Source organism: uncultured Sphingomonas sp. (assembly GCF_913776855.1).
Lineage (GTDB): Bacteria > Pseudomonadota > Alphaproteobacteria > Sphingomonadales > Sphingomonadaceae > Sphingomonas.
Window position 1 is genome coordinate 199597 of sequence record NZ_CAJYQD010000014.1, and the last position, 26848, is coordinate 226444.

The window sequence follows — 26848 nt, forward strand, 5'->3', positions numbered from 1 at the left end:
GCTCGCGATGGATGGGTTCAGGCGGCCTCTCGTCCGCGGGCGATGGCGGCGATGCCGGTGCGAGCAACCTCGACCAAACCGACTTCGGCCATCAATTCGGTGAACTTGTCGATCTTTTCGATCGATCCCGTCACCTCGAACACGAAACTCGATACGGTCGCATCGACCACGCGTGCGCGATAGACTTCGGCAAGACGCAGTGCTTCGATCCGCTGTTCGCCGGTGCCGACGACCTTTACCAGCGCCAGTTCGCGTTCGACATGGGCGCCCTGCACGGTCAGGTCGACGACCTTGTGGACAGGCACCAGCCGGTCGAGCTGTGCGATGATCTGCTCCATCACCGATGGCGACGCGCTGGTGACGATGGTGATCCGGCTGACCGCCTTGTCGACGGTGATCTCCGACACGGTCAGGCTTTCGATATTATAGCCACGGCCCGAAAAAAGCCCGGCAATGCGCGCCAGGATGCCGGGTTCGTTGTCGACGAGGACAGCCAGCGTGTGCCGTTCGGTCTGTTCGGTCTTGATATGCATTCTGAAAATTCCTCCCCGGCACGGGGAGGGGGACCAGCCGCAGGCTGGTGGAGGGGGCCTCCACCGGCGATACGTATAAGGTGATCCCCCTCCACCGCTCTTCGAGCGGTCCCCCTCCCCGTTCGGGGGAGGACAGTTCGGTTACACCAGCGCCTTGGCCTCGTCGTCCATTTCGCCCGAGACTTCGTTCGCCTGCAGGATCATGTCGGTATGCGCCGCTCCCGACGGGATCATCGGGAAGCAGTTGGCGAGCTTTGCCACCATGCAGTCGACGATCACCGGGCCGTCATGGTCGAGCATCGCCTGGATACCGGCATCGAGATCGTCGGGATGCTCGATGCGGATACCCTTCCAGCCATAGGCCTCGCCCAGCTTCACGAAGTCGGGCAGCGAGTCCGAATAGCTGTTCGAGTAGCGCGAGCTGTAGGTCAACTCCTGCCACTGACGGACCATGCCCATATACTCGTTGTTGAGGATGAAGATCTTGACCGGCAGGCGATACTGGGTCGCGGTCGCCAGTTCCTGGATATTCATCTGGATCGACGCTTCGCCGGCAATGTCGATGCACAATGCACCCGGATTGCCGAGCTGCGCGCCGATCGCGGCGGGGAGGCCGTATCCCATCGTGCCGAGACCACCGCTGGTAAGCCACTTGTTAGGCGCTTCGAACCCGAAATGCTGCGCGGCCCACATCTGGTGCTGGCCGACTTCGGTCGACACGATCGGGGCGCAATGCTTCGTCGCCTCGTACAGCGCACGGATCGCACGCTGCGGCATGATTTCGGTCGCGTTTTCCGGAAAGTCGAGGCAGCGCTTTGCGCGCCAGCCATCGATCTTCGCCCACCAGGCCGACAGATCGGGCTTGGGATGCTGGCGCGATTTCCAGACGCGGACCATGTCCTCCATCGCGTGGCCGGCATCGGCGATGATGCCAAGGTCGACGCGCACGATCTTGTTCACGCTGGAACGATCGATGTCGATATGGACCTTGCGGCTGCGTGGGGAGAAGGCGTCGAGCCGGCCGGTCACGCGGTCGTCGAAGCGCGCGCCGATGGCGACGACCAGATCGGCCTCGTTCATCGCGAGGTTCGCTTCATAGGTGCCGTGCATCCCCAGCATCCCCAGCCATTGCGGGTTGCAAGCGGGCAGGGTGCCAAGGCCCATCAGCGTCGAGGTGACCGGTGCGCCGGTGATCCGCGCCAGTTCGCGCAGCAGCTGCGACGCGCCCGGACCCGAATTGATGATGCCGCCGCCGGTATAGAGTACCGGACGCTCTGCCGCGGCCAGCATGTTGACGACCTGCTCGATCTGCGCGCGGTCGGCCTTCACCTTCGGGCGGTAGGTCTTGTGCTGGATCGGGCCGGGTTTGGTGTAGCGCGCGGTCGCGACCTGCACGTCCTTGGGAATGTCGATCACGACCGGGCCGGGGCGGCCGGCGGTGGCGATGTGGAACGCCTCATGGATGACATGGCCAAGCTTCGCCGGGTCCTTCACCAGATAATTATGCTTGCAGCAGTGGCGCGTGATGCCGACGGTGTCGGCCTCCTGAAACGCGTCGGTGCCGATCAACCCGGTCGGAACCTGCCCGGTGATGACGACCATCGGGATCGAATCGAGCAGCGCGTCTGTGATGCCGGTGATCGCGTTGGTCGCGCCGGGGCCGGATGTGACCAGCACGACGCCGGGCTTGCCGGTCGAGCGCGCATAGCCCTCCGCCGCATGGGTTGCCGCCTGTTCGTGGCGGACCAGGATGTGCTTGATCCGGCTATGTTCGAACAGCGCATCGTAGATCGGCAGCACCGCGCCACCGGGATAGCCGAATACGACTTCCACGCCGAGATCGACGAGGGCCTCGACCAAGATGGCGGCTCCACTCTTCTCGGGCATGGGTATTCGCTCCTTCGTTATCTCGCGGGCGCAATAGCACCGTTGGAGTGGCGTCGCTAGTCGCATGAAACATGCGTGTCAACCATCATGTATGTAATAATGTGTCGATTTGACGCCATAGTACGCATCTTTCCGTTTCGCTTGTGCGAAGCCATTCGCTCGGGGGCTGGTTGCGGAACCATGTATATTGCCGTTTCGCATATTGGCGGGTGGCATTGCGGGCGGCGGTCAACGCCTCTTCGCGGGTGTCGTGCCCCGCCTGCCACCGTGCGATTTCTGTCACGCCGATCGCGCGGCGGACCGGGGCGTCGGGTGCGATGTCGGTTCGGGCGAGCAGCGTGCGGACTTCCTCCACCGCGCCGTCATCGAACATGTGCGCCAGTCGACGGTCGCAACGATCGGTGAGCCAAGTGCGGTCGGGCAACAGCAGCAGCGCCGACAGCGCGATCCGGTGGCCGATCCCGCCGATCCGGTCGCGTTGCCAGTCGGACAGGGTGCGACCGGTTGCGGTCACAACCTCCAGCGCTCGGGCGATCCGGGTCGTATCTGTCGGGCGCAGCCGGGCAGCGGCTTCGGGGTCGAGGGCGGCGAGTTCGGCCACCGCCTGATCCAGTGGAAGCGCGCGGATACGGGCGCGGATGTCGGGGGCGATGTCCGGCACCGGGGCGATGCCGTCGATCAGCGTGCGGAGATACAGGCCGGTGCCACCGACCAGCACCGGCAGCTTCCCCGCCGCATGAGCCGCATCGATCTCGACCGCCGCCTGGCGCGCCCACAGTGCGGTCGAATAGGGTTCGGCACCGTCGACATGACCGAACAGGCGGTGCGGCGCCTGTGCCTCTTCTGCGGGCAAAGGACGGGCGGACAGGATGCGCAGGTCGCGATAGACCTGCGCGCTGTCGGCATTGATGACTATGCCGTCGTGGCGACGCGCGACATCGATCGCCAGCGCGGACTTGCCGCTGGCGGTCGGGCCTGCGATGAGCGCGAGCCTCGGACGGTCAGGAGATTTCGCCATGTTCATCGCCACGCTGATAGCAGCCGAATCGATCGCTGCGGGCGATATTTCCGCTGCCGCCGATCGGCTCGATACCGCCGGGTGCCAGGTCGAAGGCTGGACATGGATCGACGAAGGCCGCGCCGCCGATATCCGCTTTGCCGAAGAGGTTGCCGCAGCGCGTCCGGCGTTGGAAGGGGTGTTCGCCCATACCGATGTCGCGGTGCAGCCCGCGGCGAACCGCGAGAAGAAGCTGCTGGTCGCCGACATGGATTCGACGATGATTACCGTCGAATGCATCGACGAACTGGCCGATTATGCGGGGATCAAGCGGCAGATCGCCGAGGTCACCGAACGGGCAATGCGCGGCGAACTGGATTTCGCGTCGGCGCTCGACGCACGGGTGGCGTTGCTGGAAGGGCTGGAGGAAGCGGCGATCCAGCGCTGCCTCGACGAACGGGTCAAGCTGATGCCCGGCGCGAAGACCCTGATCCAGACGATGCGCGCGCGCGGGGCGACGACGATCCTCGTCTCGGGCGGTTTCACGCGCTTTGCCGAGCCAGTCGGCACCGAACTCGGCTTTCACCGGATGATCGCCAACCGGCTGTTGATCGAGGATGGTCGGCTGACGGGCAAGGTACGCAAGCCGATCGTCGATGCAACGACCAAGGAAGTGACGTTGCTGTCGGCGATCGAGGAATTGGGGATCGACCCGGCGGCGACGCTGGCGGTCGGAGACGGGGCCAACGACCTGCCGATGATCCGCCGCGCGGGGCTGGGCGTCGCCTACCATGCGAAACCGATCGTCGCGGCGGAGGCGGGCGTGCGGATCGATCACAACGACCTGACCGCGCTGCTTTATATACAGGGGATCGCGCCCGCCGACTGGGCGGCGGGCTGATCGGTCAGCGCTTCATCGGCACGCAGGGCGTGGGACGGATCGCGGCGCAGGCGCGGCTCGCCTCCGCGCTGCTGGCGAACGGGCCGACCAGCAGGCGGGTGTTGGCGCCGGCCTGCTCGTAATAGGGCTGGCGGCCGCTGAACTTGCCCGCGACGCTGCCCCACAGGCGGCGGGCATTGCCGCCATCCTTGAACGCGCCCAGTTGTACCCGCCAACCGCCGTCGCGGATCGGCGCTGGTTTGGCGGCTGGTGCGGGGGCGGGCGTCGCCTTCGCAACCGGCGTGGCGCGTGGGGCAGGAGCCGGCCGGGGCGTTGCGACCGGCGTCGGGCGCGGCGTCGCGACTTTGGGTGGAACGGATGCCAATACGGGGCGCCCGGCATTGCGTTCCAGATCACGGGCCATCACCAGCGCCGCCTGCCGATCGGGCAGCGGGACGTAGCGGTCCATCTCCGCCAGCGTCGATGCCGCCTGCGGCAGGCCCGCCGACGATGCCCGCGTCATCAACGCATAGGCCCGCCGCCAGTCCTTCGGCACCGCATCGCCGTTGAAGAGCATGGTGCCCAGCACGAACTGGCTGCGTGCCTCCCCCCGCTGCGACGATTTCTCCAGCCATTTGACCGCATCGGCGCGCTTGCCGTTCTGGAACAGGATCAGGCCGTAATTATTCTCGGCCTGAACATGCCCCTGCTGCGCGGCCAGCGCATACCAGCGTTCGGCCTGGGCCATGTCCATCGGCACGCCGCGCCCCAGCTTATAGGCCTGACCCAGGTTGAACTGCGCATCGGCATCGCCGGCAGCGGCGGGCTGCTGCCATTCGCGGACGGCCGTGGCCCAGTCGCCGCGCGCCCAGGCGTCGACCCCGGCCTTTACATCGGCCCCTGCCACCGTCGACAGCATCGCGCCTGCCAGCACCAGCCCAACCATTACGCGCATCACGATCCCCTCTGCGTCCTGTCGCGATCCTCTATCAGCGGTTCACCATGTTCGGAAAGCCTTTCGCTCCCGCGCAAAGGGAAGCGCGGCGTTAACCCCTTCTTATCCGCCCGCATGTCATCGAGAGGCGGAGATTATGGGAGACGGTGGCGCAATGCGCGTTTTGGCGGTGGCTTCGCAAAAGGGTGGTTCGGGCAAGACGACCTTGTCCGGGCATCTGGCCGTGCAGGCCGAACGCGCAGGCGCCGGGCCGGTCGTGATGATCGACATCGATCCGCAGGGGTCGCTGGCGGCGTGGTGGAATGAACGCGTCACCGACGAACCGGCCTTTGCCCAGACGATGGTCGCACGCCTTGCCGCCGACCTGGAAACGCTGCGTGCGCACGGCTTCAAGCTGGCGATCATCGATACGCCCCCGGCGATCACCATGGCGATCCAGAGCGTGATCGCTGTCGCCGAACTGATCGTCGTGCCGACGCGCCCCAGCCCCCATGACCTGCGCGCCGTGGGGGCAACGGTCGATCTGTGCGACCGCGCGGGCAAGCCACTGGTGTTCGTCGTCAACGCCGCGACGCCCGGCGCGCGGATCACCACGGAGGCGACGATGGCCCTGTCGCAGCACGGTACGGTGGCGCCGGTCACGATCCACCATCGCGTCGATTTCGCATCGTCGATGGTCGATGGTCGCACCGTCATGGAAATCGACCCGACATCGCGGTCGAGCGCCGAGATCGAGGCGCTGTGGCTGTATATCCAGGATCGCCTCGAAAAGAATTTTCGTCGGACCGTCTTTGCCGTGCCGACCATGCCGACCACGATGCGGGTGTCGGCCGGCGGGTTCGGGCGGCGGGGGCAGGGGTAAGCAGATGACCACGCCGCAGCCCCCGGCCCAGATCCATTCGGCCCTGCTGGCCCGCAAGGGTGAGGCACGGCCCGCCATGCGTCCGCACGGTACCGCAGCCACCAGCCAGGACGGCGACGATCTGGGCTGGAACGACCTGGGCGACACGAAGCCTGCGGTCCTGCGCGATCGGGCGAAGTTGCAGGCGGTATCGGCAACGCCGTCGCCGGCCGGTGAATCGATCCTCCTCGACCTCGACCCCGACCGAATGCTGCGGCTGCGGCTGGCGGCGACGGTCTGCAATGTCACTCCGGAAGCCTTTGTGCGCGACGCGCTCGATCGCTCCCTCCCGTCGGCCTCCGACATCGCGGCGCTCGTTCAGCGCCTCGCCCCCGATGGGGCTGCAAAGGGCAAGCCATGAAGACGCATCTGCTGGTATCGATCGGCCTCGCGACGGCCATGCTGGGCGGATCGCTGGCGCTGGTCGGCGGGGGCACCGTGGCGGTGGCGTCGGCCGAGGACGGCGTGGCGCGCAAGTTCGCGGCGAAAGCGATCAAGGCGCTGGGCAAGCGACGGGCGGCGGATGCCGTGACCTTTGCGGAACAGGCCGTCGCGTTGTCGCCGCGCGATGCGGCCTATCGCACGCTGCTGGGGCGGGCTTATCTGTCCGCCGGACGGTTTGCGTCGGCGACGCAGGCCTTTACCGATGTGCTGACATTGAACCCGGCCGATGCGCGCGCGGCGCTGAACCTCGCGCTGGCGCAGACCGCGACCGGCGAATGGGTGGCGGCACGCGAAACGCTGACCGCCCATGCCGCGCGGATTTCGCCGGCCGATCGCGGACTCGCGCTGGCGCTGGCGGGCGATCCGGCGGGCGGCATCGCGCTGCTGAGCGAAGCGGCGCGCGATCCGGCGGCAACGGCGACCATTCGCCAGAACCTGGCGCTGGCGCTGGCGCTCGACGGTCGATGGGTCGATGCCCGCACGGTCGCGTCGGTCGATATGTCCCCGGCGCAGGTCGATCAGCGGTTGATGGAATGGGCGGCATTCGCCCGGCCGGAACATGCCGCGCAACAGGTTGCTGCGCTGCTGGGCGTCACCCCCTCGGCCGATCGGGGGCAGCCGGTGCAGCTCGCGCTGACCGATCCGGCAGGGGCTGCCCCCGTGGCGCTGGCACAGGCCGATCCGGTTCCCGACGTCCCGGCAGCGGTCGTCCCGGTCAAACCGGTCGACGAAACTTCCGTCGTGCCCGCCGTACCCGCCCCGGTACAGATGGCGGCGATTGCCCGCCCGGCGATCACCTTTGCCCCGCGTCGCGAAATCGTCCAGGCATTGCCCGACACCTATCAGCGGCAGCCGCAGCTGGTGCGAATGGCGGCCCGATCGCGCGGGGTCGTGCAGCCGTTCCGCACTGCATCCGTCGCGCCCGAGAAGGGCGACTATTACGTCCAGCTCGGCGCATTCGATACCGCTGGCGTCGCCCGCAATGCATGGCGGCGGATGAGCCGCAACGTACCACGACTCGCCGCGCTGCCGCCGCAGGGGATGCAGGCCAGCGTCCGGGGGGCCAGCTTCTATCGGTTGTCGGTCGGCGGCCTTGCCCGCACCGATGCAACGTCGCTGTGCAACAGCATCCGTGCCAAGGGCGATCGGTGCTTCATCCGTACCCATGCCGGCGAACAGCTCGCCAGCTGGGCACGTCCCGATCGCCTCGCTTCACGCTAAGTCTTTACCCGGTCCTCTCCCAGGAGGTGGCGGCGCATTCCCTTACAGGAATGCGCCGCCTTTTATCACCCGCACCGCGCGGCCCTGCACCGGCAGGCCGTCGAACGGCGTGTTCGCCGCCTTGCCCGCCAGCGCATCGGCGCGCACCTGCCACGGCGCATCCTGATCGATCACGATCAGGTCGGCCGGCGCTCCAATCTCCAAAGTGCCCGATTCGAGGCCCAGCAGCAGCGCCGGATTGCGCGACAGCAGCGCGAACAGCCGGTCGAGGCCGATCAGCCCATCGCGCACCATCCCCAGCGCGAGCGGCAGCAGCGTCTCCGCCCCCGCCATGCCCGGCTCCGAATCGGAGAAGGGCAGGCGCTTCGCTTCCGGTCCGCGCGGGTCGTGGCCCGAACACAATACATCGATCGTGCCGTCGGCGAGCGCTGCGCGTGCCGCCTGTCGGTCGCTTTCGCTGCGCAGCGGCGGGGAGAGGTGGGCGAAGGTGCGGAAATCACTCATCGCGATGTCGGAGAGATACAGGTGCGCCGGCGTGATGCCGCAGGTGACACGCACGCCGCGTCGCTTGGCCGCGCGGATCAGATCGAATCCGGCAGCCGTCGTCACCTGACGGAAATGCAGCCGCGCGCCGGTTTCCTCCGCCAGCATCACGTCGCGGGCGATCGCCAACGCCTCGGCCATCGCCGGAGCGGCGGGAAGACCGAGACGAGTCGCGGTTTCCCCGGCGGTCGCCACCGCGTCACCCGCCAGCCCGCCATCCTCGGCATGGGCGATGACAACCAGACCGCAGTCGCGGGCATAGGCCAGCACCTTGCGCATCACGCCGCTGTCGGCGATCCAGCGCCGCCCGGTGGCGACGGCCACCGCACCCGCTTCGGCATTGATCGCCATTTCGGCGAGGTCGGTACCGCGCAGCCCCTGCGTCGCGGCGGCGATCGGATGGATCCAGAGGTCGGGCTTGCCCATATGCGCCGCCCGCGCGACGATGCCCGGATCGTCCAGGACGGGGGCCTGATCGGGCATCAGCCCGACGCGGACGATGCCCCCTGCGCGACAGGCGGCGGCATCGATTCCGAAGACGCCAAGGTCGACGATCGCCGGCGCGATCAGCTTGCCCGTCGCATCGATGGTTTCCGAATCGCCAGCATCGCCCGCATCGGCGACGATCACGTCGCCATCGATCGACAGGTCACGGCTTGCGACCCCGCCGACCGGGCAGACCAGCGTGCCCCCGGTGAACCGCCTGCTCATGCCCAGCCCTCCACGCCACGGCTGCGCCGGGTCAGTATGTCGAGACAGGCCATGCGGACCGCCACGCCCATTTCAACCTGCTCGGTGATCGTCGATCGCTGCGGATCGTCGGCGACGTCGCTGGTAATTTCGATCCCCCGGTTCATCGGGCCGGGATGCATCACGATCGCGTGCGGCTCGGCGCGCTTCAGCCGGTCGCGGGTCAGGCCGTAGCGGAGATGATATTCGCGGGTCGACGGGATGAAGCCGCCGTTCATCCGCTCGTTCTGCAACCGCAGCATCATCACGACATCGGCCCCCTCCAGCGCGGCGTCGAAGTCGGTGAACGGCGTCACGCCCATCGATTCGATCGCGTGCGGCATCAGCGTGGCGGGCGCCACGACGCGGACTTCGGCGGCCAGCGTCGTCAGCGCGAGGATGTTCGATCGCGCCACGCGGCTGTGCAGGATGTCGCCGCAGATCACGATCCGCTTGTGCGCGATCTCGCCCAGCCGGCGGCGGATGGTCAGCGCGTCGAGCAGCGCCTGCGTCGGGTGTTCGTGCCAGCCGTCGCCGGCGTTCAGTACGGGGCAGTCGACCTTGTCGGCGATCAGCTGCACCGCGCCCGACGAGCTGTGGCGGATGACGATCACGTCGGCGCGCATCGCGTTCAGCGTCACCGCGGTGTCGATCAGCGTCTCGCCCTTCTTCACGCTCGACTGGCCGGCGTGCATGTTGACGACGTCCGCGCCCAGCCGCTTTCCGGCAATTTCGAACGACAGCAGCGTGCGGGTGCTGTTTTCGAAGAAGGCGTTGATCTGCGTCATTCCCTTCAGCCGCTGGTCGCCAGGCGCCCGGCTGCGATTGGCGTCGATCCATTGCTCCGCTTCATCGAGCAGGAACAGGATTTCGTGGGGCTGCAACCCCTCGATCCCGGTCAGGTGCCGATGCGGGAAAACGGCGCCGCCATCGATCATGGCGGCGGGGCGGTGGTCTGAAATAGGCATCGAGGCGACCGGTTAGGCCGGGTGGCGCGCGCGTGCAAGGTCAGGCGAGGGGGTTGTTGACCAGCGCGTCGATCGCCCCTTGCAGGATATAGGCGGCGGCCAGCTTGTCGACGCGTTCGGCACGCTTTGCGCGGCTCAGATCCTCCGCAATCATCTGCCGTTCGACGGCGACGGTCGACCAGCGTTCGTCCCACAGGAAGATCGGCAGGTTCAGATCGTCTAGATTGCGCGAAAAGGCGCGGACCGACTGAGTACGGGGCGAATCGCTGCCGTCCATGTTCAGCGGCAGGCCGATGACGATGCCGCGCACAGATTGCTGGCGGATCAGCGTTACCAACTGCGCCTTGTCGGCGGTAAATTTCGTGCGATTGACCAGTATGGCGGGGCTGGCAAAGCTCCATCCCGCGTCGCACAGCGCAGTGCCGATCGTCTTTGTCCCGACGTCCAGCCCGATCAGCCGACCGCCCTCGGGCAATGCGTCGCGAAAGGCGGTGCGGTCTTCGGTAATCATCGTCTCTCCCAAGTCGCCAGCCGACGCAGCGCATCGGCGCGGACATTCGCCCAGAACAGGCTATAGTCATAAACGTGCCAGTTGTTGCCCGGCAGCACATAGGGGCCAAGGTCGGGTGGGCTGTCGCCGATCGACAGGAAGCCCCGGTCGGCACAGCGCGCCGGCACCAGTCCTGGTGTCATCGTCGCGTTCTCCAACGACTTGTCGGGGATCAGCGTGCCCAGATTGGCAAGGGCTGGTGCCTGCGCATCGGGCGTGCCGGTCAACGGGTTGGTGCAGACCATCGGCGTGCCGGCACGCGATCGTCCGTCGAACCCGGTCGAGGCGTCATATTGCTCGACGACCAGCAACGGATCGGCCGGGTCGGCGAAGCTCTGCCACGACAACAGGCATCCTGTCTGGTCGGCGCTCGCGCATTCGGGCAGGCCCAGTGCCGGGACGTCGGTCACCTTCGACACGGGCCATCCGACGATATAGGCCGCAACGATCCGCCGGGCGAGCGGCGTCCCCGCGACCTTCTCGCGCAGCAGCCGCGTCAGGTGGAGCGCGCCCTGGCTATGTCCGGCGAGGATGATCGGGCTCTTGGTGTCTATATCGCCCAGAAACCGGTCGAACGCCGATTCGATGTCGTGATAGGCGAGGTCGAGCGCCTGGCCCGCCGCCGTCGCGCTGGTCAGGAACGCACCGAACGTCGCCTGGCGATAGCGCGGCACCCATACCCGTCCCGCTGCATTGAACGCGCTGGCCTGTCCACGCAGGAAAATTCGCGCGCGATCGTTCGTCTCGGCATCGTCCAGCGTCGCGTTCCACCGATCGGTGCCGACGAATGACGTCGGGTGGATAAAGAAAATTTCGGCCTTGCCAGGCGTCGTTGGCTGGACGCCCGGCGGCAGCCAGTCGACCGGCGTGTTCGTCAGGCCGGGCCGAGCAAACCACATCGCCTTGTCGGCATAGAGCCGCGACGGAATGGTCGGTTCAGCGCGAAACGCCACGCCCGGCACCAGCGCGCGGCGCAGCAGGTCGTTGCCGAACATGCGATAGGCGACCGCCCCCGCGATCACGAGGACGATCAGCGTCGCCACGACATACAGGAATTTGCGCGCCAATCCGGACTCCACCGCTTTTCACGGTATCGATGCGGGAAGGCGCGGACGTGCGCAACCGCTTTGCGGGTGCTTGTGGGGGGCGTGTCGTAATGCTAGCCGCCCTTCCCATGTCCGTCGAACCTGCAACCGTAAAGCGCGTGGCCGGCCTTGCCCGTATCGCGATCACCGATGCCGAAGCCGAAAAGCTGGCACCTGAACTCGGCAATATCCTTGGCTGGATCGAACAGCTGGGCGAAGTCGACACCCAGGGCGTCGAGCCGATGACCGCCGTCATCCCCAACCATCTGCGCCTGCGCGACGACGTCGTTACCGATGGTGACGTGCGCGACCGGGTGCTGGCCAATGCGCCGCAGGGCGAACATGGCTTTTTCACCGTTCCGAAAGTGATCGAATAGTGGCGAACCTGACCGATCTTGGCGTCGCCGCGATCCGCGACGGCGTGCGTGCCGGGACGTTTTCGGCGCGCGACGTCGCCGATGCGTTCATCACCGCCGTTGCCGCCGCGAAACCGCTCAATGCCTTCCTCGTCGAAACCCCGGAACATGCATTGTCGGCCGCCCGTGCTGCCGATGAGGCGCGCGCGGCCGGCGAGACGCTAAAGCCCCTGGCCGGCGTACCGATCGGCATGAAGGATTTGTTCTGCACGCAGGGCGTCGAGACGACGGCGGCGAGCGGCATCCTGAAGGGGTTCGTGCCCCAGTATGAATCGACCGTCTCGGGCAATTTGTGGAATGCCGGTGCGGGGATGCTGGGGAAGCTGAACCTCGACCAGTTCGCCATGGGGTCGTCCAACGAAACCAGTGCGTTCGGGAACGTCATTTCGCCGTGGCGGCGGCCGAACGACACCGCGCCGATGGCACCGGGCGGCTCGTCGGGTGGCTCTTCGGCAGCGATCGCGGCGCGGCTGTGTCCGGCGGCGACCGGCACCGACACCGGTGGGTCGATCCGCCAGCCGGCCGCCTTTGTCGGCATCACAGGCATCAAGCCGACCTATGGCCGCTGCTCGCGCTACGGCGTCGTCGCCTTCGCCTCATCGCTCGACCAGGCGGGGCCGATGGCGCGGGACGTGCGCGACTGCGCGATCATGCTGGAGGCGATGGCCGGGTTCGATCCAAAGGATTCGACCTCGCTCGACCTGCCCGTACCGGCATGGGAAGCGGGGCTGAACGCCGATCTGCGCGGCAAGCGCGTCGGCATCCCGAAGGAATATCGCGTCGACGCTATGCCGGCCGAGATCGAGGCGCTGTGGCAACAGGGCATCGACTGGCTGAAGGATGCCGGGGCAGAGATCGTCGAGGTTTCACTGCCGCACACCAAATATGCGCTGCCGGCCTATTATATCATCGCGCCGGCCGAAGCGTCGTCGAACCTGGCGCGCTATGACGGCGTGCGGTTCGGGCAGCGGGTGCTGCCTGAAGGGGCGGGCCTGCAGGACATGTACGCCGCGACCCGCGCCGCCGGCTTCGGCGACGAGGTGAAGCGCCGGATCATGATCGGCACCTATGTGCTCTCCGCCGGCTTTTACGATGCCTATTATACGCAGGCGCAGAAGGTGCGGACGCTGATCGCGCGCGACTTCGAGAAGGCGTGGGAACAGTGCGATGTGCTGCTGACCCCGACAGCACCGTCGGCGGCGTTCGCGCTCGGCGAAAAGAGCGCCGATCCGATCGCGATGTACCTGAACGACGTCTTCACCGTGCCGTCGTCGCTCGCTGGGCTGCCTGCGATGAGCGTGCCGGGCGGCGTCGACAAGGACGGCCTGCCGCTGGGGTTGCAGATCATCGGCAAGCCGCTCGATGAACAGGGCGTGCTGAACGCCGGTTTGGCGATCGAGCAACGCGCCGGGTTCGTCGCGCGAGCGGACAAGTGGTGGTGAGATGCAGTTCCTCGCCGAATTGCTCCTCGAAGTAATCGGCGAAGCTGTAGCGGAATTGTTCAGGGCGTTGTTTCGTCGGAGGAAGAAAGTCCCGACGGAACGCCCTGGTCGGAGCAGAAGAAAATGACTGAGTCCACCTACCGCATCCGTGGTGCCACCGGCGATTGGGAGGTCGTGATCGGCCTCGAAGTCCATGCGCAGGTCACGTCGAACGCCAAGCTGTTCTCAGGTGCGGCGACCGCGTTCGGCGCCGAGCCGAATACGCAGGTGTCGCTGGTCGATGCGGCGATGCCCGGCATGTTGCCGACCCCGAACCGCGAATGCATCCGCCAGGCGGTGCGTACCGGCATGGCGATCGATGCGGTCATCAACAAATGGTCGCGCTTCGACCGCAAGAATTACTTCTACGCTGATCTGCCGCAGGGGTATCAGATCAGCCAGCTCTATCACCCGCTGGTGGGCGAGGGGGCGATCACCGTCGTCCTCGACGAAAAGAACCCCGACAGTCCAACCAAGACGATCGGTGTCGAGCGCATCCATGTGGAGCAGGATGCCGGCAAGCTGATGCACGACCAGCATCCGACGCGCTCCTATGTCGACCTCAACCGGTCGGGGGTCGCGCTGATGGAAATCGTCAGCCGTCCCGACATGCGTTCGCCAGCAGAAGCGGGGGCCTACCTGTCGAAGCTTCGGACGATCCTGCGCTATGTCGGGTCGTGCGACGGCAATATGGACCAGGGGTCGATGCGCGCCGACGTCAACGTATCGGTGCGGCGTCCGGGCGAGGAGTTGGGAACGCGGACCGAGACGAAGAACGTCAATTCGGTGCGTTTTGTCATGGCCGCGATCGAATATGAGGCGAACCGGCAGGTCGCGGTGCTGGAGGATGGCGGGCGCATCGTGCAGGAAACCCGCCTGTTCGATCCGGACAAGGGCGTGACGCGGTCGATGCGGTCGAAGGAAGACGCGCACGATTATCGCTACTTCCCCGATCCCGATCTGCTGCCGCTCGAACTGGACGATGCGTTTCTCGACGAATGCCGCGCGAGCCTGCCCGAATTGCCCGATGCCAAGCGCCAGCGCTATGAAGGCGAACTAGGCCTGTCCGCGTACAACGCAGCGGTGCTGACCGCGGAGGTCGAAACGGCGCGCTGGTTCGAGGCGCTGCTGGCCGAATGCGGTTCTGACGTGCCGGCAAAGTCGGCTGCCAACTGGTTGATTTCCGACCTGTATGGCGCGCTAAATCGGTTGGGCAAGAACATCGGCGACAGCCCGGTGTCGCCGGCACAGGGCGCGGAACTGCTCAAGCTGGTAGCCGACGGCACGCTGTCGGGAACGCTGGCGAAGCAGGTGTTCGAAATCATGCTCGAAACCGGGCAGGGCGCCAATGCCATCGTTGAAGAGCGCGGTCTCAAGCAGACCAGCGATACCGGCGCGATCGAAGCGGTGATCGCCGAGGTCATGGCGAAGAACGCCGACAAGGTTGCCGACTATCGCGGCGGCAAGGACAAGCTGTTCGGTTTCTTCGTCGGTCAGACGATGAAGGCGATGGGCGGCAAGGCCAATCCGGGCGTCGTCAACGACCTGCTGAAGAAGGCGCTGGGATGATGAAGACGACGCGACGCGTGCTACTGGTGGCGCTGGCTCTCGCCGGGCCGGCATTAGCCCAGACGCCGGCTCCGCAGCCCACCGCGGTGCCACCGTTGCCTCGCGTCGCGATCGTCACCACCGCCGGCACGCTGACGGTCGAGGTCGAGGTGAAGCGCGCGCCGATCACCGCTGCGAATTTCCTCCGCTATGTCGACCAGAAACGGCTCGACGGCGTCAGCTTCTATCGGATCGTGAAGGTCGGACCGGAATTCGGCTTCGTCCAGTTCGGGCCGCATACCGATGCGAAGAAGATGCTGCCGCCGATCAAGCACGAACCGACGACCCAGACCGGGTTGTCGCATACCGACGGGACCTTGTCGGTGGCGCGGCTCGGGGTCGGGACTGCGCGCGGCGAGTTTACCATTTCGGTCGGCGACCAGCGGCGTACGCTGGATGCCGCGCCGGGCGTACCGGGCGATGGGCAGGGCTATGCCGCTTTCGCCCGGATCGTCGATGGTCGCCATGTTCTGGTCAAGATTCTCGACACGCCGGTCGATCCGGCCAAGGCGAGCAACGGCGCGTTCAAGGGCGAGATGCCGGGTACGCCAGTCAAGATCATTACCGCCCGGCGGGAGACGCCATAACGAAAACCTCCCCTCCCGCATCGGGGAGGGGAGGTTGGCACGATCTACTGCCCATCGGCGTCCTGGTTGCGGACGACTCCGCCCGATCCGCCCGCCGTGTCGGGCGAGACGGTCGGCTCGGTGGGCGAGGTCGTACCGGTGGCAGTGCCGCCGCGCTCGACATCGCCATTGACGGTATCGACCGCCCTTTCAATGTCACTGCGGCGATCGGTATCGTCCTGCGAGGCGCTGTCGGGATGGCTGCTGCGATCGCGGTCGCTCATGTCAGTGTCCTTCCATTACCGGCTGGCCGGGAACCGGCGTTACCCCCGGATCGCCGCCAGGCATGGGGCTGGGCACGTCGATGTCAGGACCTGGAACATCGATTTCCGGTGGCGGCGCCGTCGGCTGGCCGGGTTCGGTCTGGGGCGCCGGATGTTCCGGCGGCGGCGTGGTCGGCGCGACGCCCGGTTCGGGGGCGGGCGTTTCGGCGGGGATCGGGGGTTCGACGGGCATGAATTGTCTCTCCTTCGACGCTTCAACGTCCGCCAGACGCACGGGTTGCCGGAGCGATGCAACTCTGCGAAGCGTGGCGGCTTGCCCCGACGCGCATGGCTGCTATAGACGCGCCCGTGCCGGCGGCGTCCGCTCGGCGGGCGTGGCGGAACTGGTAGACGCGCTGGATTTAGGTTCCAGTATCGAAAGATGTGGGGGTTCGACTCCCTTCGCCCGCACCAGTGACGCCGCCAGCGCCTGTCGAAGCTGGAGCCGCTCCATTCGATTCTTTTGACGAAAGCCGTGAGAATGCAGACTGTCGAGACGTTGAACGAGGGCCTGAAGCGCGCCTACACGCTGACCATCACCGCCGCCGAGGTCGACGCGAAGGTCGATGCCGAAGTGAAGCGGGTTGCGCCGACGATCAAGATGCCCGGCTTCCGCCCCGGCAAGGTGCCCGCGAACCTGATCCGCAAGATGCACGGCGAAGCGCTGTCGCAGGACGCGCTGAACAGCTCGATCCAGGACGGCATCCAGACGCTGATCGCCGAACAGAAGCTGCGCCCCGCCACCGCGCCGCAGGTGTCGCTGGAAGGCGAGTATGCGCCGGGCCAGGACGCTTCGGTTGCCGTGTCGCTCGAAGTCCTGCCCGACGTGCCGGCCCCGGCGATCGACGACCTGAAGCTGGAACGCCTGACCGTTCCGGCCGACGAAGCGGTGGTCGATCAGCAGCTCGAACAGCTCGCCAGCAACAACAAGCGTCATGACGATGCCGAGGAAGGCCACGCGGCCGCCACCGGTGATCTGGTCGTGATGGATTTCGTCGGCAAGGTCGACGATGTGGCGTTCGATGGTGGTACCGGCGAAGGCATGGCGATCGAAATCGGTTCGGGCCGCCTGATCCCCGGCTTCGAAGACCAGCTGGTCGGCGTGAAGAAGGGCGACGAGAAGACGATCAACGTCACCTTCCCGGACGACTATCAGGCCGAAAATCTGAAGGGGAAGGCCGCGACCTTCGACCTCAAGATCACCGACGTGAAGGTTCCGGCCGAAGGCGGTCCGGACGACGAGTTCGCCAAGTCGCTGGGCCTCGAAAGCCTGGAGCAGCTGCGTGGCCTCATCAAGGGGCAGGTCGAGCAGGAGCTGAACGGCCTGACCCGCACCCACATGAAGCGCAAGCTGCTCGATCAGCTGGCCGCCGGTCATGACTTCGACGTTCCGCCGTCGATGGTTGAGGCCGAGTTCGACCAGATCTGGGCGCAGCTGCAGCACGAAGCCGGCCACGAATCCGATCCGGAAGCGGCACGTGCCGAGTTGGAAGCCGAGCGTGACGATTATCGCCAGATTGCGGTGCGTCGCGTTCGCCTGGGCCTGCTCCTGTCGGAGATCGGCCAGAAGAACGGCATCGAGGTCAGCCAGCAGGAAATGCAGCGTCTGATCATGCAGGCCGCGCAGCAGTACGGCCCCGAAGATCGCCAGCGCTTCATCCAGTATGTGCAGCAGGAGCCGATGGCAGCCGCGCAGCTGCGTGCCCCGCTGTACGAAGACAAGGTCGTCGACTTCCTGTTCGGCAAGGCCGAGGTCACCGACCGCGAAGTGACGCGTGAGGAATTGGAAGCTGCGATCGAGAGCGAAGAGGGCGCCGTGCCGCACGTGCATGGCCCGGATTGCGATCACGATCACGACCATGCCAAGCCGGTGAAGAAGGCCGCGAAGGCCAAGCCCGCCGCCGAGGTTCCGGCGGAAGCCGAAGCCGGTACTGAAGAAGAAGCGCCGAAGAAGAAGGCCCCGGCCAAGAAGGCTCCGGCGAAGAAGGCGGAAGCAGCCCCGGCCGAAGCCGCGGAGGGCGAGGCAGCGCCGGCGCCGGCCAAGAAGCCGCGTGCCAAGAAGAAGGTCGAGACCGAAGCCAGCGAAGGCTGATCGGTCCGTCCTGAAGGCAATGGGCCGTCCGCTTCCGAAAGGGGAGCGGGCGGCCTTTGCATGTCCGGCGCTTGCTTTCGGCGGCGTCCGGTGTTGTACGCGGGTGCATGTCCACGACCGTTGCCGTCCTCCTGCCCTGCTACAACGAAGAAGCCGCGATCGGGGCGACCATCGCGGGGTTCCGCGCGGCGCTGCCGGAGGCGACGATCTATGTGTACGACAATAATTCGTCGGACCGTACGATCGAGATCGCGCGGGCGGCGGGTGCCGTCGTGCGTAGCGAGCGGATACAGGGCAAGGGCGCGGTCGTCCGGCGGATGTTCGCCGATGTCGATGCCGACGTCTATGTGATGGCCGATGGAGACGCGACCTACGATGCCGAAGCTGCACCGGAACTGGTCGCGCGGCTGCTCGACGAACAACTCGACATGGTTGTCGGGCAGCGGGTCAGCGAGGCGGCGCTGGCGTATCGCCGCGGGCACCGGTTCGGCAATGCGATGTTGACCGGGATGCTGGCCCGGCTGTTCGGGCGCAGCTTCACCGACATTCTGTCAGGCTACCGGGTGTTTTCCCGCCGGTTCGTAAAGAGCTTTCCGTCATTGTCGGCGGGGTTCGAGATCGAGACCGAGATCAGCGTCCATGCGCTCGAACTACGGATGCCGGTCGCAGAGATTACGACGCGCTATTTCGCGCGACCGGAGGGGTCTGCGTCCAAGCTGTCGACCTATGGGGACGGATTTCGCATCGCCCGGACGATCGCGACGCTCTACCGGATCGAACGACCGCTGTGGTTCTTTGGCGCGGTCGGCCTGATCCTCGCCCTGATTGCGGTTGTGCTCGCGGTGCCGTTGGCCATCACATACCTTCACACCGGTCTGGTACCGCGGTTCCCGACCGCGATTCTCGCGACCGGCCTTGTCATCCTCGCGTCGCTCTGCCTGTTCTCGGGCCTGATCCTCGACACCGTGGTGCGCGGGCGGCGGGAGGTGCGACGGCTGGCGTATCTTGCCCATCCGGCACCGGGCGGGGTGCCCGGCGCACGATAACCATCATTCCGGGGCCGTAGCGATGCGCTGGCCCCTTGCGCCGTCTGTCGCGAGCGCCGATGTAGGGCATCGAAACCTACTCAGCGGGAACCCAATGCTAGATATTCACGACGGCCTCGTCCCCATCGTCATCGAACAGTCGAGCCGCGGGGAGCGCAGCTTCGACATCTATTCGCGCCTGTTGCGTGAGCGGATCGTGTTCGTGACCGGCGGCGTCGAGGACCATATGGCCTCGCTCATCACCGCACAGCTGCTGTTCCTCGAATCGGAAAATCCGAAGAAGGACATCTGGATGTACATCAACTCGCCGGGCGGGGTGGTGACGGCCGGCATGGCGATCCACGACACGATGCAGTATATCCGCCCGCGCGTCGGCACGGTATGCATCGGGCAGGCCGCGTCGATGGGCAGCTTCCTGCTGGCGGCGGGCGAGCCGGGGATGCGCGTGGCGCTGACCAACGCCCGCATCATGATCCACCAGCCCTCGGGCGGTGCGCAGGGCATGGCGTCGGACATCCAGATCCAGGCCAAGGAAATCCAGCGCATCAAGGACCGGATGAACGCGCTGTACGTGAAGTATACCGGCAAGCCGCTGGAAGAGATCGAACGGGCAATGGACCGCGACACGTTCCTCGAAGCGGACGAAGCGAAGGCATTCGGCCTGGTCGATCAGGTATTCGACAAGCGTCCGGGCGCGCCGGAAGAGGCTGCTCCGGCCGCATAAGCGGTTCCCCGCCCGGCGCCTCATCCGGTGGCTCGGGCGGGTAAACTTTTAATGCATTGCCGGATACAAGCCTGTGTGTATCCTGACAGGCGCCAATACGTGCCATAGCGGCGCGGGAGATGATTTGAATGACGAAGCTCAGCGGCGGCGACTCCAAGAGCACCCTGTACTGCTCGTTCTGCGGCAAGTCGCAGCACGAGGTGCGCAAGCTGATCGCGGGTCCGACCGTGTTCATCTGCGACGAATGCGTCGAACTGTGCAACGACATCATCCGTGAGGAAACGAAGTCGGCATTGGTCGCCAAGAAGGACGGCGGGGTCCCGACGCCGCAGGAAATCTGCAATGTGCTGGACGACTATGTCATCGGGCAGAAGCAGGCGAAGCGCGTGCTGTCGGTCGCGGTTCACAACCATTACAAGCGGTTGAACCACGGGCAGAAGGGTGCCGACGTCGAACTGGCGAAGTCGAACATCCTGCTGGTCGGTCCGACGGGTTGCGGCAAGACGCTGCTGGCACAGACGCTCGCGCGCATCCTCGACGTGCCGTTCACCATGGCCGATGCGACGACGCTGACCGAAGCCGGCTATGTCGGTGAGGATGTCGAGAACATCATCCTGAAGCTGCTGCAGGCATCCGACTATAATGTCGAGCGGGCACAGCGCGGCATCGTGTACATCGACGAGATCGACAAGATCAGCCGCAAGGCGGAGAATCCGTCGATCACGCGCGACGTGTCGGGCGAAGGCGTGCAGCAGGCGCTGCTGAAGCTGATGGAAGGCACCACCGCGTCGGTTCCGCCGCAGGGTGGCCGCAAGCACCCCCAGCAGGAGTTCCTGCAGGTCGACACGACGAACATCCTGTTCATCTGCGGCGGTGCGTTCGCAGGTCTGGAAAAGATCATTGCCGACCGCCTGCAGGGTAAGTCGATCGGCTTCGGCGCGTATGTCGCGGCACCGGAAGAGCGTCGCACCGGCGAGGTGCTGCGCCAGACCGAGCCTGAAGATCTGCTGAAGTTCGGCCTGATACCTGAATTCGTTGGCCGTCTGCCGGTGATCGCTACGCTCGAGGACCTTGATGTGGCTGCGCTCATCAAGATCCTGACGGAGCCGAAGAACGCACTGGTCAAACAGTATCAGAAGCTGTTCGACATGGAGGGCGTGAAGCTCGGCTTCAACGACGAAGCGCTGGTGTCGGTGTCGAAGCGGGCGATCGAACGCAAAACCGGCGCACGCGGGCTGCGTTCTATCCTGGAGGGCATCCTGCTCGACACGATGTTCGACCTGCCGTCGATGGACGGCGTGGACGAGGTCGTGGTGGACAAGGACGTGATCGAGGGCCGCAAGGAACCGGTCCGCGTCTATGCCGAGAAGAAGAAGGCGGGCGACGCGGCATAGGCTGCGGGTTTACCGACCGTATAGCGAGCGGGCGTCGGGCAACCGGCGCCCGCTTTGCGTTCGCTCGTCATTCCGGTGAAGGCCGACGTCCGTCGTGTCGGACGTTCGCGACCGAAGTGCGACGCTGCCCATCAAGGGGTCCCGCCTTTCATGGGAAGGACGATAGGGCGGTGGCTTTTGTCAGGGGGCTTGTCGCGCTATCCCCCGTTCATGCCGATCGACCTTATCTGCCTCGATGCCGACGACACGCTGTGGCACAATATGCGTCATTTCGAGGAGGCGCACGACGCCTTCACTGCGATGATCCGACCCTTTGCCGGCGCCGATGTCGCGCGTGATACGCTGGATGCGTGCGAGGCGCGCAACCTGAAGCTCTATGGCTATGGTGCGAAGGGCTTCACCCTGTCGATGATCGAAACCGCGCTGGAATTGGGCGGGGAGCGCTTGCCGAGCGGAATAATCGCCGATCTGCTCGCTGCAGGTCGGCGGCTGCTGGCGCATCCAATCGAACTGTTGCACGGGATCGAGGGAACGCTCGATGAACTGGCCGAACGTGGTCGGCTGGTCCTGGTGACGAAGGGCGACCTGCTGCATCAGGAGGCCAAGCTTGCCGCGTCCGGGCTGGGCGACCGGTTCGCCGGGGTCGAGATCGTGAGCGACAAGACGATCGAAACTTTTGCACGCCTGTTCGATCGTTATGGTGCCGCGCCCGACCGCGCGGTGATGGCGGGCGATTCGATGCGGTCCGACGTCCTGCCTGCGCTTGCGGCGGGGGCATGGGCCGCACATGTTCCGCAACCATTGGCCTGGTCGCACGAAGCGGGTGAGGCCCCGGTCGACCATCCCCGCTTTCGCCAACTGCCGGACCTTGCTGCGTTACCCGTCTGGATCGATGCCATCGGGCGCTAATTGGCTTCGAGGAGGAAACATCCCGCCGCCCAAGCATTGGCTTTGCGTAACGATCAGGGAGCGATGATGTCGGCAGCACACGACCATGAAGCGATGATGGCAGCGGAACAGGGCGAAACCGTCGTGACACCCGCAACCAAACGGGCTTTGCTCGACCGCACGGCGCTGCCCTGGTGGTCGATGATCGTACCGGTGTTGGGATTGGTGGCGATCCTGCTGAACCTGGCGAAGGCGAGCGGGATTGGGGCGGGGCTTGCGGCGGCGGTGATGATCGGGTGCGTGATCGCGGCGGTGCATCATGCCGAAGTCGTCGCGCACAAGGTGGGCGAGCCGTTCGGAACGCTGGTACTGGCGGTTGCGGTGACGGTGATCGAGGTGTCACTGATCGTGTCGCTGATGCTGTCCGGTTCGGGCGATGTCGCCACGCTGGCACGCGATACGGTGTTCGCCGCGATCATGATCATCCTGAACTTCATCGTCGGCATCTGCCTGTTGGTCGGTGGCATCCGCCATCACGAGCAGCGGTTCGTGCTGCGCGGGGTTAGTGCGGCGCTGTCGGTGCTGGCGGCGATGGCGGTGCTGTCGCTGGTGCTGCCGAACTATACGTCCAGCGTGGCGGGACCGACGCTATCGCCATCGCAATTGGCCTTCGTCGCGATCGTTTCGGTCATTCTCTATGCGACGTTCGTGATGGTGCAGACAGTGCGACACCGGGATTATTTCCTGCCGGCGGGCGACGGATCGCTGCCGAAGGACGCCCATGCCGAGCCGCCCGGCGCGGGCACGGCGTGGATCGCGTTCGGGGTGCTGCTGGTTGCGTTGGTCGGTGTGGTGCTTCTGGCCAAGGACCTGTCTCCGGCGATCGAATCGGCGGTGCTGGGTGCGGGGCTGCCGTTGGCCGTCGTCGGTATTCTGATCGCGGGACTGGTGCTGGCGCCGGAAAGCCTGGCGGCGGTGAAGGCGGCGCGCAAGGATCGACTGCAGACCAGCCTGAACCTTGCGATGGGATCGGCACTCGCCACCATCGGCCTGACGATTCCCAGCGTGGCGATCGTATCGTTGGTGATGGGGTGGCCACTGTCGCTTGGTATCGATGCCAAATCGATGGTGCTGTTCGCGCTGTCCCTGTTGGTGGCGACGCTGACGCTGGGCAATGGGCGGACGACGGTGTTGTCGGGCATCGTCCACCTGACGATCTTCGCTGCCTATTTGTTCATTACGGTCGTTCCCTGAACGCCGAGCGCTGCCGGGCGGCGAGCGCCAGTCCGGCAGCGATCTGTGCGATGCCATAGGCGCGGCGGAGCGCCGGACGACCGACGAACGGCCGGACCAGCAGCTGCGCGCCGCCGGCCTCTTCCTGCCACAGGCCGACGTGACGGCGGGGCTGTAGCAGGCCAAGCAGCCCGTCGCCGATCATGAAGGTGGCTGCCATTTCGGCGGCGCGTCTCGAAAGGAGGGTCATGGCGTTGCAACGCGCGGCGCCTGCATCCGTTCGATCGCGGGTGAGCGGCGCAGCAGCCATGCCATCGGATCGATGACGATGTGCGCGCCACGGGGGACGGCGATGCTCCCCGTTCCCCCGGTCATCGCCAGCGTCTGTCGCACGCCGTCGACTTCGACCTCGACCGGCATGGGGAAGGCGCCGTTGCCCGGCACCTGCCAGCGCAGGGTCAGGCGGGTATCGTCGCGCTGTTCGATGAGGTCGGGCAGCGCCGCTTGCCGAAGATACGCATCGAAGAACCAGCCGAAATCCTTGCCGGTCTCCTGCGTCACGGCCCGCTCGAAATCGCGGGTGGTGGCGAAGCGGGGCGTGAAATTGCCGGGCTTCGGATCGGGGCGGCCATAGACCAGTCGCCGGGTGGCTGCGAAGAACGCGCGATCGCCGATCAGGTGACGCAGGCTGTGCAGCATCCAAGCGCCCTTGAAATAGACATCCGTGCCGGGACCGGTGTCGCCATTCACCTCCCGCGTCGTCATCGACCGGCCCGATACGATCGGCGCGCGGTTGGCGACGCGCTGCCGCTGGATCAGCAGCATCGACAGGTAGCGTGCGTCTCCTTCGCGCCATTTGCCGGAGAGCGGCTGCATGTACGACGCGAACGCTTCGTGCAGCCAGAAATCGTCCCAGTCGGCGGCGGTCACCTGATTGCCGAACCATTCGTGACTGAATTCATGCTGGAACAGCCAGTCGAACCCTTCGGGCGCGGGCTTGTAGCCATTGCCGTAGGCGTTGATCGTCTGATGCTCCATGCCGAGATACGGCGTCTCCACCACGCCGACCTTTTCGTTGCCGAACGGATAGGGGCCGATGGTCGATTCGAAGAAATCCAGCGTCGGGGCGAATTCGGCGAACAACTGCTGCGCCTGCGCCTCCTTCCCCTCCAGGTGCCAGAAGTGGAGCGGGATGATGTTGCCGAAGCGGCTGCGATACTGACCCTTGATCTCACGATACGGGCCGACGCTGATCGCCAGCGCATAAGGGTTGGTGGCGCCCGCGTGCCAGTGCCAGGTGGTACGACCATCGGGCAGGGTATCGATCCCGCGCAGCACGCCATTGGCCGGCGCCGACAGCCCGGTGGGTATGGTCAGGTGCAGGTCGACCGATGCCGGCTCACCGGCGGGAAAGTCGAGACACGGCCACCACAGGTCGCAACCGCTGTCCTGCGCGGTCGTGCCGAACCATGGCTTGCCGTGCCATTCGCTCCACACGAAGCCATCGTCCCACGGCGCGCGCTTGGCGACGTGCGGGCTTCCGGCATAGACGATTTCGACCTTTGCGCGCTGCCCGGTGGCAAGCGGGGTTTCGATGACGACTTGGCCGTCGGCCTGCCGCCATTTCGGACGTTCGATTACTTCTCCGTCGACCCGGATCGACCGCACGGCGAGCGCGTCGTCGAGGTCGATTGCAATCCGCGGCGTTGCGGCTTGGGCGGTCAGGGTCAGCGTGACGCGTGCCGACAGCATCCGCCGCTCCGGCAACGCCTCGATCGCCAGATCGGCATGGGCGATCCGCAACGCCGCGCGATCTGCGCCGATCGGACCGCCCGAACGTAGCGTCATCGGATGCACCGGCGCGGTCGCGTCGGCGGGCGTCGTCTGCAACGCGGCGACCAGTGCCAGCGCATAGGATACCATCATGGGTCAGCGGGCCGTCGAACGGAGATTGATGGCGCGGCAATTGCCACCATATAAGGTCGTGGGTCCGGCGCTTCGGCCGGGTCGTGGAGTGTCCATGTCCGAGATTACCAATTCCGTTTCGTCCGAGCCGCTGAAGCTGCCGGTATTGCCGCTGCGTGATATTGTCGTGTTTCCGCACATGATCGTGCCCCTGTTCGTCGGGCGCGACAAGTCGGTCGCGGCACTCGAAGCTGCGATGGCGAATAAGAAGGAAATCTTCCTCGTCGCGCAGCTCGATCCGGGGGAGGACGATCCGGCACGCGAGGATCTGTACGATGTCGGCGTGTCGGCCGAGGTCATGCAGATGCTGAAGCTGCCCGACGGCACCGTGCGGGTGCTGGTATCGGGCAAGGCGCGCGCGACGCTGACCGGACTGGAGACGGTCGACAATTATCTGGTGGCGACGGTGACGCCCACGGAAGCCGACGACACGACGCTGGAAGATGCCGATGCAGGCATGGAGGAGCGCGTCGCCGACGCGATCGCCCAGCCGAGCGCCGAGCTGAAGGCGCTGATGCGTTCGGTGGTCGATCAGTTCGAGAATTACGCCAAGCTCAACAAGAAACTGCCCGCTGAAACCGCGGTGCAACTGTCCGAGCTGGACGATCCCTCGCGCCTTGCCGATGCGGTCGCGGGCAATATCGCAGTAAAGGTTGCGGACAAGCAGGCGCTGCTGGTCGAAGCCGATCCGCACAAGCGGCTGGAAATGGTGTTTGCCTTCATGGAAGGCGAACTAGGCGTCCTGCAGGTCGAGAAGAAGATCCGCAGCCGCGTGAAGCGGCAGATGGAGAAGACGCAGCGCGAATATTATCTGAACGAGCAGTTGAAGGCGATCCAGCGCGAACTCGGCAACGAGGGCGAGGATGGCGATGGCGACGAAGTCGCCGAGCTGACGCAGAAGATCGCGACGCTGAAGCTGAGCAAGGAAGCACGGACCAAGGCAACGTCGGAGCTGAAGAAGCTCAAGACCATGGCGCCGATGAGCGCCGAGGCGACCGTCGTGCGCAACTATCTCGACGTGCTGCTGGGGCTGCCGTGGGGTAAGAAGTCGAAGCTCAAGAAGGATATTGCGGTCGCGCAGGGGGTACTCGACGAGGACCATTATGCGCTGGAGAAGGTCAAGGATCGGATCGTCGAGTATCTGGCCGTGCAGGCGCGGACCAACAAGCTCAAAGGCCCGATCCTGTGCCTGGTCGGCCCGCCCGGCGTCGGCAAGACCAGCCTGGGCAAGTCGATCGCCAAGGCGACCGGCCGGGAGTTCATTCGCCAGTCGCTGGGCGGTGTGCGCGACGAAGCCGAAATTCGCGGCCATCGCCGGACCTATATCGGGTCGCTGCCGGGCAAGATCGTCACCAACCTGAAGAAGGCGGGCGCATCGAACCCGTTGTTCCTGCTCGATGAGATCGACAAGCTGGGTCA

General features: G+C 65.8%; 27 protein-coding genes and 1 tRNA gene. 16 read left to right on the forward strand and 12 right to left on the reverse strand.

From position 1 onward, the window contains the following. Positions 1 to 17 precede the first annotated feature (17 nt). From ilvN to miaA, 3 genes are all read right to left on the reverse strand, one after another. Positions 18 to 533 (reverse strand): acetolactate synthase small subunit, encoded by a 516-nt coding sequence (gene ilvN / locus QZ755_RS03865; RefSeq protein ID WP_294319926.1) that lies wholly within the window; start codon positions 531 to 533, stop codon positions 18 to 20. Between the two features lie 141 nt (positions 534 to 674). Beyond that, entirely contained in the window at positions 675 to 2420 is a 1746-nt protein-coding gene (locus QZ755_RS03870) for an acetolactate synthase 3 large subunit (protein WP_294319930.1), read from the reverse strand. 85 nt (positions 2421 to 2505) lie between these two features. Then, entirely contained in the window at positions 2506 to 3438 is a 933-nt protein-coding gene (miaA, locus tag QZ755_RS03875) for a tRNA (adenosine(37)-N6)-dimethylallyltransferase MiaA (RefSeq protein WP_294319932.1), read from the reverse strand. Here miaA and serB point away from each other — a divergent pair. Further along, positions 3437 to 4318 (forward strand): phosphoserine phosphatase SerB, encoded by an 882-nt coding sequence (gene serB / locus QZ755_RS03880; RefSeq protein ID WP_294319934.1) that lies wholly within the window; start codon positions 3437 to 3439, stop codon positions 4316 to 4318. The two genes, miaA and serB, sit on opposite strands and share 2 nt — an antisense overlap. Positions 4319 to 4322: 4 nt before the next feature. Here the strand turns inward: serB and QZ755_RS03885 are convergent, their stop codons facing one another. Continuing rightward, complete coding sequence (locus QZ755_RS03885) at positions 4323 to 5252, reverse strand: SPOR domain-containing protein (RefSeq protein ID WP_294319935.1); 930 nt, start codon at positions 5250 to 5252, stop codon at positions 4323 to 4325. 154 nt (positions 5253 to 5406) lie between these two features. On the opposite strand from QZ755_RS03885, the gene QZ755_RS03890 reads away from it, so the two are divergent. The 3 genes from QZ755_RS03890 to QZ755_RS03900 are packed head-to-tail and all read left to right on the forward strand — an operon-like array spanning position 5407 to position 7818. Continuing rightward, positions 5407 to 6114 (forward strand): ParA family protein, encoded by a 708-nt coding sequence (locus QZ755_RS03890; protein ID WP_294319937.1) that lies wholly within the window; start codon positions 5407 to 5409, stop codon positions 6112 to 6114. A gap of 4 nt (positions 6115 to 6118) precedes the next feature. Beyond that, entirely contained in the window at positions 6119 to 6514 is a 396-nt protein-coding gene (locus tag QZ755_RS03895; protein ID WP_294319939.1) for a hypothetical protein, read from the forward strand. Beyond that, positions 6511 to 7818 carry a tetratricopeptide repeat protein gene (locus QZ755_RS03900; protein WP_294319940.1) on the forward strand — a complete coding sequence of 436 codons (1308 nt, stop codon included), beginning with the start codon at positions 6511 to 6513 and terminating at the stop codon, positions 7816 to 7818. The genes QZ755_RS03895 and QZ755_RS03900 overlap by 4 nt, the downstream gene beginning before the upstream one ends. 42 nt (positions 7819 to 7860) lie before the next feature. On the opposite strand, the gene QZ755_RS03905 is transcribed toward QZ755_RS03900, so the two are convergent. The 4 genes from QZ755_RS03905 to QZ755_RS03920 are packed head-to-tail and all read right to left on the reverse strand — an operon-like array spanning position 7861 to position 11675. Then, a complete protein-coding gene (locus QZ755_RS03905) occupies positions 7861 to 9072 on the reverse strand; it encodes an amidohydrolase family protein (protein WP_294319942.1) in 1212 nt (403 codons plus the stop codon). Continuing rightward, on the reverse strand, positions 9069 to 10058 hold the full coding sequence (locus QZ755_RS03910; protein ID WP_294319944.1) for an aspartate carbamoyltransferase catalytic subunit: 990 nt from the start codon (positions 10056 to 10058) through the stop codon (positions 9069 to 9071). Before QZ755_RS03910 ends, QZ755_RS03905 begins: the two co-directional genes overlap by 4 nt. Positions 10059 to 10098: 40 nt before the next feature. Further along, a complete protein-coding gene (gene ruvX / locus QZ755_RS03915; RefSeq protein ID WP_294319947.1) occupies positions 10099 to 10569 on the reverse strand; it encodes a Holliday junction resolvase RuvX in 471 nt (156 codons plus the stop codon). Further along, positions 10566 to 11675: a DUF3089 domain-containing protein gene (locus tag QZ755_RS03920; RefSeq protein WP_294319948.1), complete on the reverse strand. Its 1110-nt coding sequence runs from the start codon at positions 11673 to 11675 to the stop codon at positions 10566 to 10568. The genes ruvX and QZ755_RS03920 overlap by 4 nt, the downstream gene beginning before the upstream one ends. Before the next feature lie 107 nt (positions 11676 to 11782). Between QZ755_RS03920 and gatC the strand changes: the two genes are divergently transcribed. From gatC to QZ755_RS03940, 4 genes are all read left to right on the forward strand, one after another. Next, a complete protein-coding gene (gene gatC / locus QZ755_RS03925) occupies positions 11783 to 12070 on the forward strand; it encodes an Asp-tRNA(Asn)/Glu-tRNA(Gln) amidotransferase subunit GatC (protein WP_242192230.1) in 288 nt (95 codons plus the stop codon). After that, positions 12070 to 13551, forward strand: coding sequence for an Asp-tRNA(Asn)/Glu-tRNA(Gln) amidotransferase subunit GatA (gatA, locus tag QZ755_RS03930; protein ID WP_294319954.1), 1482 nt, complete (start codon positions 12070 to 12072; stop codon positions 13549 to 13551). The genes gatC and gatA overlap by 1 nt, the downstream gene beginning before the upstream one ends. Before the next feature lie 123 nt (positions 13552 to 13674). Continuing rightward, on the forward strand, positions 13675 to 15159 hold the full coding sequence (gene gatB, locus QZ755_RS03935; protein WP_294319956.1) for an Asp-tRNA(Asn)/Glu-tRNA(Gln) amidotransferase subunit GatB: 1485 nt from the start codon (positions 13675 to 13677) through the stop codon (positions 15157 to 15159). Continuing rightward, positions 15159 to 15785: a peptidylprolyl isomerase gene (locus QZ755_RS03940; RefSeq protein ID WP_294319958.1), complete on the forward strand. Its 627-nt coding sequence runs from the start codon at positions 15159 to 15161 to the stop codon at positions 15783 to 15785. Before gatB ends, QZ755_RS03940 begins: the two co-directional genes overlap by 1 nt. Positions 15786 to 15829: 44 nt before the next feature. Here QZ755_RS03940 and QZ755_RS03945 read toward each other — a convergent pair whose 3' ends face one another. Then, on the reverse strand, positions 15830 to 16048 hold the full coding sequence (locus QZ755_RS03945) for a hypothetical protein (protein WP_294319960.1): 219 nt from the start codon (positions 16046 to 16048) through the stop codon (positions 15830 to 15832). A gap of 1 nt (position 16049) precedes the next feature. Further along, positions 16050 to 16280, reverse strand: a complete 231-nt coding sequence (locus QZ755_RS03950) for a hypothetical protein (protein WP_294319962.1) — start codon at positions 16278 to 16280, stop codon at positions 16050 to 16052. A 136-nt stretch (positions 16281 to 16416) separates the two neighbouring features. On the opposite strand from QZ755_RS03950, the gene QZ755_RS03955 reads away from it, so the two are divergent. The 7 genes from QZ755_RS03955 (at position 16417) to QZ755_RS03985 (ending at position 23485) form a co-directional block, all read left to right on the forward strand. Next, a tRNA-Leu gene (locus QZ755_RS03955) sits at positions 16417 to 16501 on the forward strand. Positions 16502 to 16568: 67 nt separating this feature from the next. Next, positions 16569 to 18179, forward strand: coding sequence for a trigger factor (tig, locus tag QZ755_RS03960; protein ID WP_294319964.1), 1611 nt, complete (start codon positions 16569 to 16571; stop codon positions 18177 to 18179). Between the two features lie 107 nt (positions 18180 to 18286). Then, positions 18287 to 19225 (forward strand): glycosyltransferase family 2 protein, encoded by a 939-nt coding sequence (locus QZ755_RS03965; RefSeq protein WP_294319966.1) that lies wholly within the window; start codon positions 18287 to 18289, stop codon positions 19223 to 19225. A gap of 94 nt (positions 19226 to 19319) precedes the next feature. Then, a complete protein-coding gene (locus QZ755_RS03970; protein ID WP_294319968.1) occupies positions 19320 to 19949 on the forward strand; it encodes an ATP-dependent Clp protease proteolytic subunit in 630 nt (209 codons plus the stop codon). A 128-nt stretch (positions 19950 to 20077) separates the two neighbouring features. Next, a complete protein-coding gene (clpX, locus tag QZ755_RS03975) occupies positions 20078 to 21343 on the forward strand; it encodes an ATP-dependent Clp protease ATP-binding subunit ClpX (protein WP_055756400.1) in 1266 nt (421 codons plus the stop codon). Between the two features lie 210 nt (positions 21344 to 21553). After that, positions 21554 to 22252 carry an HAD family hydrolase gene (locus tag QZ755_RS03980; protein WP_294319971.1) on the forward strand — a complete coding sequence of 233 codons (699 nt, stop codon included), beginning with the start codon at positions 21554 to 21556 and terminating at the stop codon, positions 22250 to 22252. Positions 22253 to 22315: 63 nt separating this feature from the next. Then, a complete protein-coding gene (locus QZ755_RS03985; protein WP_294319973.1) occupies positions 22316 to 23485 on the forward strand; it encodes an ionic transporter y4hA in 1170 nt (389 codons plus the stop codon). Here the strand turns inward: QZ755_RS03985 and QZ755_RS03990 are convergent. Beyond that, positions 23469 to 23684 (reverse strand): hypothetical protein, encoded by a 216-nt coding sequence (locus QZ755_RS03990; RefSeq protein ID WP_294319974.1) that lies wholly within the window; start codon positions 23682 to 23684, stop codon positions 23469 to 23471. The two genes, QZ755_RS03985 and QZ755_RS03990, sit on opposite strands and share 17 nt — an antisense overlap. Positions 23685 to 23710: 26 nt before the next feature. Further along, positions 23711 to 25390 carry a M1 family metallopeptidase gene (locus tag QZ755_RS03995; protein WP_294319976.1) on the reverse strand — a complete coding sequence of 560 codons (1680 nt, stop codon included), beginning with the start codon at positions 25388 to 25390 and terminating at the stop codon, positions 23711 to 23713. Positions 25391 to 25484: 94 nt separating this feature from the next. On the opposite strand from QZ755_RS03995, the gene QZ755_RS04000 reads away from it, so the two are divergent. Further along, the coding region (locus QZ755_RS04000; protein WP_294319978.1) for an LON peptidase substrate-binding domain-containing protein at positions 25485 to 26848 on the forward strand (1364 nt) is incomplete at its 3' end.

Bases quoted from the DNA above. Each gene is read 5' to 3' on its own strand.
- QZ755_RS03885 (WP_294319935.1), bottom strand. From the start codon at position 5,252: ATGCGCGTAATGGTTGGGCTGGTGCTGGCAGGCGCGATGCTGTCGACG.
- QZ755_RS03965 (WP_294319966.1), top strand. From the start codon at position 18,287: ATGTCCACGACCGTTGCCGTCCTCCTGCCCTGCTACAACGAAGAAGCC.
- QZ755_RS03985 (WP_294319973.1), top strand. From the start codon at position 22,316: ATGATGTCGGCAGCACACGACCATGAAGCGATGATGGCAGCGGAACAG.
- QZ755_RS03895 (WP_294319939.1), top strand. From the start codon at position 6,119: ATGACCACGCCGCAGCCCCCGGCCCAGATCCATTCGGCCCTGCTGGCC.
- miaA (WP_294319932.1), bottom strand. From the start codon at position 3,438: ATGGCGAAATCTCCTGACCGTCCGAGGCTCGCGCTCATCGCAGGCCCG.
- ilvN (WP_294319926.1), bottom strand. From the start codon at position 533: ATGCATATCAAGACCGAACAGACCGAACGGCACACGCTGGCTGTCCTC.
- QZ755_RS03870 (WP_294319930.1), bottom strand. From the start codon at position 2,420: ATGCCCGAGAAGAGTGGAGCCGCCATCTTGGTCGAGGCCCTCGTCGAT.
- QZ755_RS03970 (WP_294319968.1), top strand. From the start codon at position 19,320: ATGCTAGATATTCACGACGGCCTCGTCCCCATCGTCATCGAACAGTCG.
- QZ755_RS03890 (WP_294319937.1), top strand. From the start codon at position 5,407: ATGCGCGTTTTGGCGGTGGCTTCGCAAAAGGGTGGTTCGGGCAAGACG.
- QZ755_RS03910 (WP_294319944.1), bottom strand. From the start codon at position 10,058: ATGCCTATTTCAGACCACCGCCCCGCCGCCATGATCGATGGCGGCGCC.
- ruvX (WP_294319947.1), bottom strand. From the start codon at position 10,569: ATGATTACCGAAGACCGCACCGCCTTTCGCGACGCATTGCCCGAGGGC.
- QZ755_RS03945 (WP_294319960.1), bottom strand. From the start codon at position 16,048: ATGAGCGACCGCGATCGCAGCAGCCATCCCGACAGCGCCTCGCAGGAC.
- QZ755_RS03950 (WP_294319962.1), bottom strand. From the start codon at position 16,280: ATGCCCGTCGAACCCCCGATCCCCGCCGAAACGCCCGCCCCCGAACCG.
- QZ755_RS03980 (WP_294319971.1), top strand. From the start codon at position 21,554: ATGCCGATCGACCTTATCTGCCTCGATGCCGACGACACGCTGTGGCAC.
- gatC (WP_242192230.1), top strand. From the start codon at position 11,783: ATGTCCGTCGAACCTGCAACCGTAAAGCGCGTGGCCGGCCTTGCCCGT.
- QZ755_RS03940 (WP_294319958.1), top strand. From the start codon at position 15,159: ATGAAGACGACGCGACGCGTGCTACTGGTGGCGCTGGCTCTCGCCGGG.
- clpX (WP_055756400.1), top strand. From the start codon at position 20,078: ATGACGAAGCTCAGCGGCGGCGACTCCAAGAGCACCCTGTACTGCTCG.
- gatB (WP_294319956.1), top strand. From the start codon at position 13,675: ATGACTGAGTCCACCTACCGCATCCGTGGTGCCACCGGCGATTGGGAG.
- QZ755_RS03990 (WP_294319974.1), bottom strand. From the start codon at position 23,684: ATGGCAGCCACCTTCATGATCGGCGACGGGCTGCTTGGCCTGCTACAG.
- QZ755_RS03905 (WP_294319942.1), bottom strand. From the start codon at position 9,072: ATGAGCAGGCGGTTCACCGGGGGCACGCTGGTCTGCCCGGTCGGCGGG.
- QZ755_RS03995 (WP_294319976.1), bottom strand. From the start codon at position 25,390: ATGATGGTATCCTATGCGCTGGCACTGGTCGCCGCGTTGCAGACGACG.
- serB (WP_294319934.1), top strand. From the start codon at position 3,437: ATGTTCATCGCCACGCTGATAGCAGCCGAATCGATCGCTGCGGGCGAT.
- tig (WP_294319964.1), top strand. From the start codon at position 16,569: ATGCAGACTGTCGAGACGTTGAACGAGGGCCTGAAGCGCGCCTACACG.
- QZ755_RS03900 (WP_294319940.1), top strand. From the start codon at position 6,511: ATGAAGACGCATCTGCTGGTATCGATCGGCCTCGCGACGGCCATGCTG.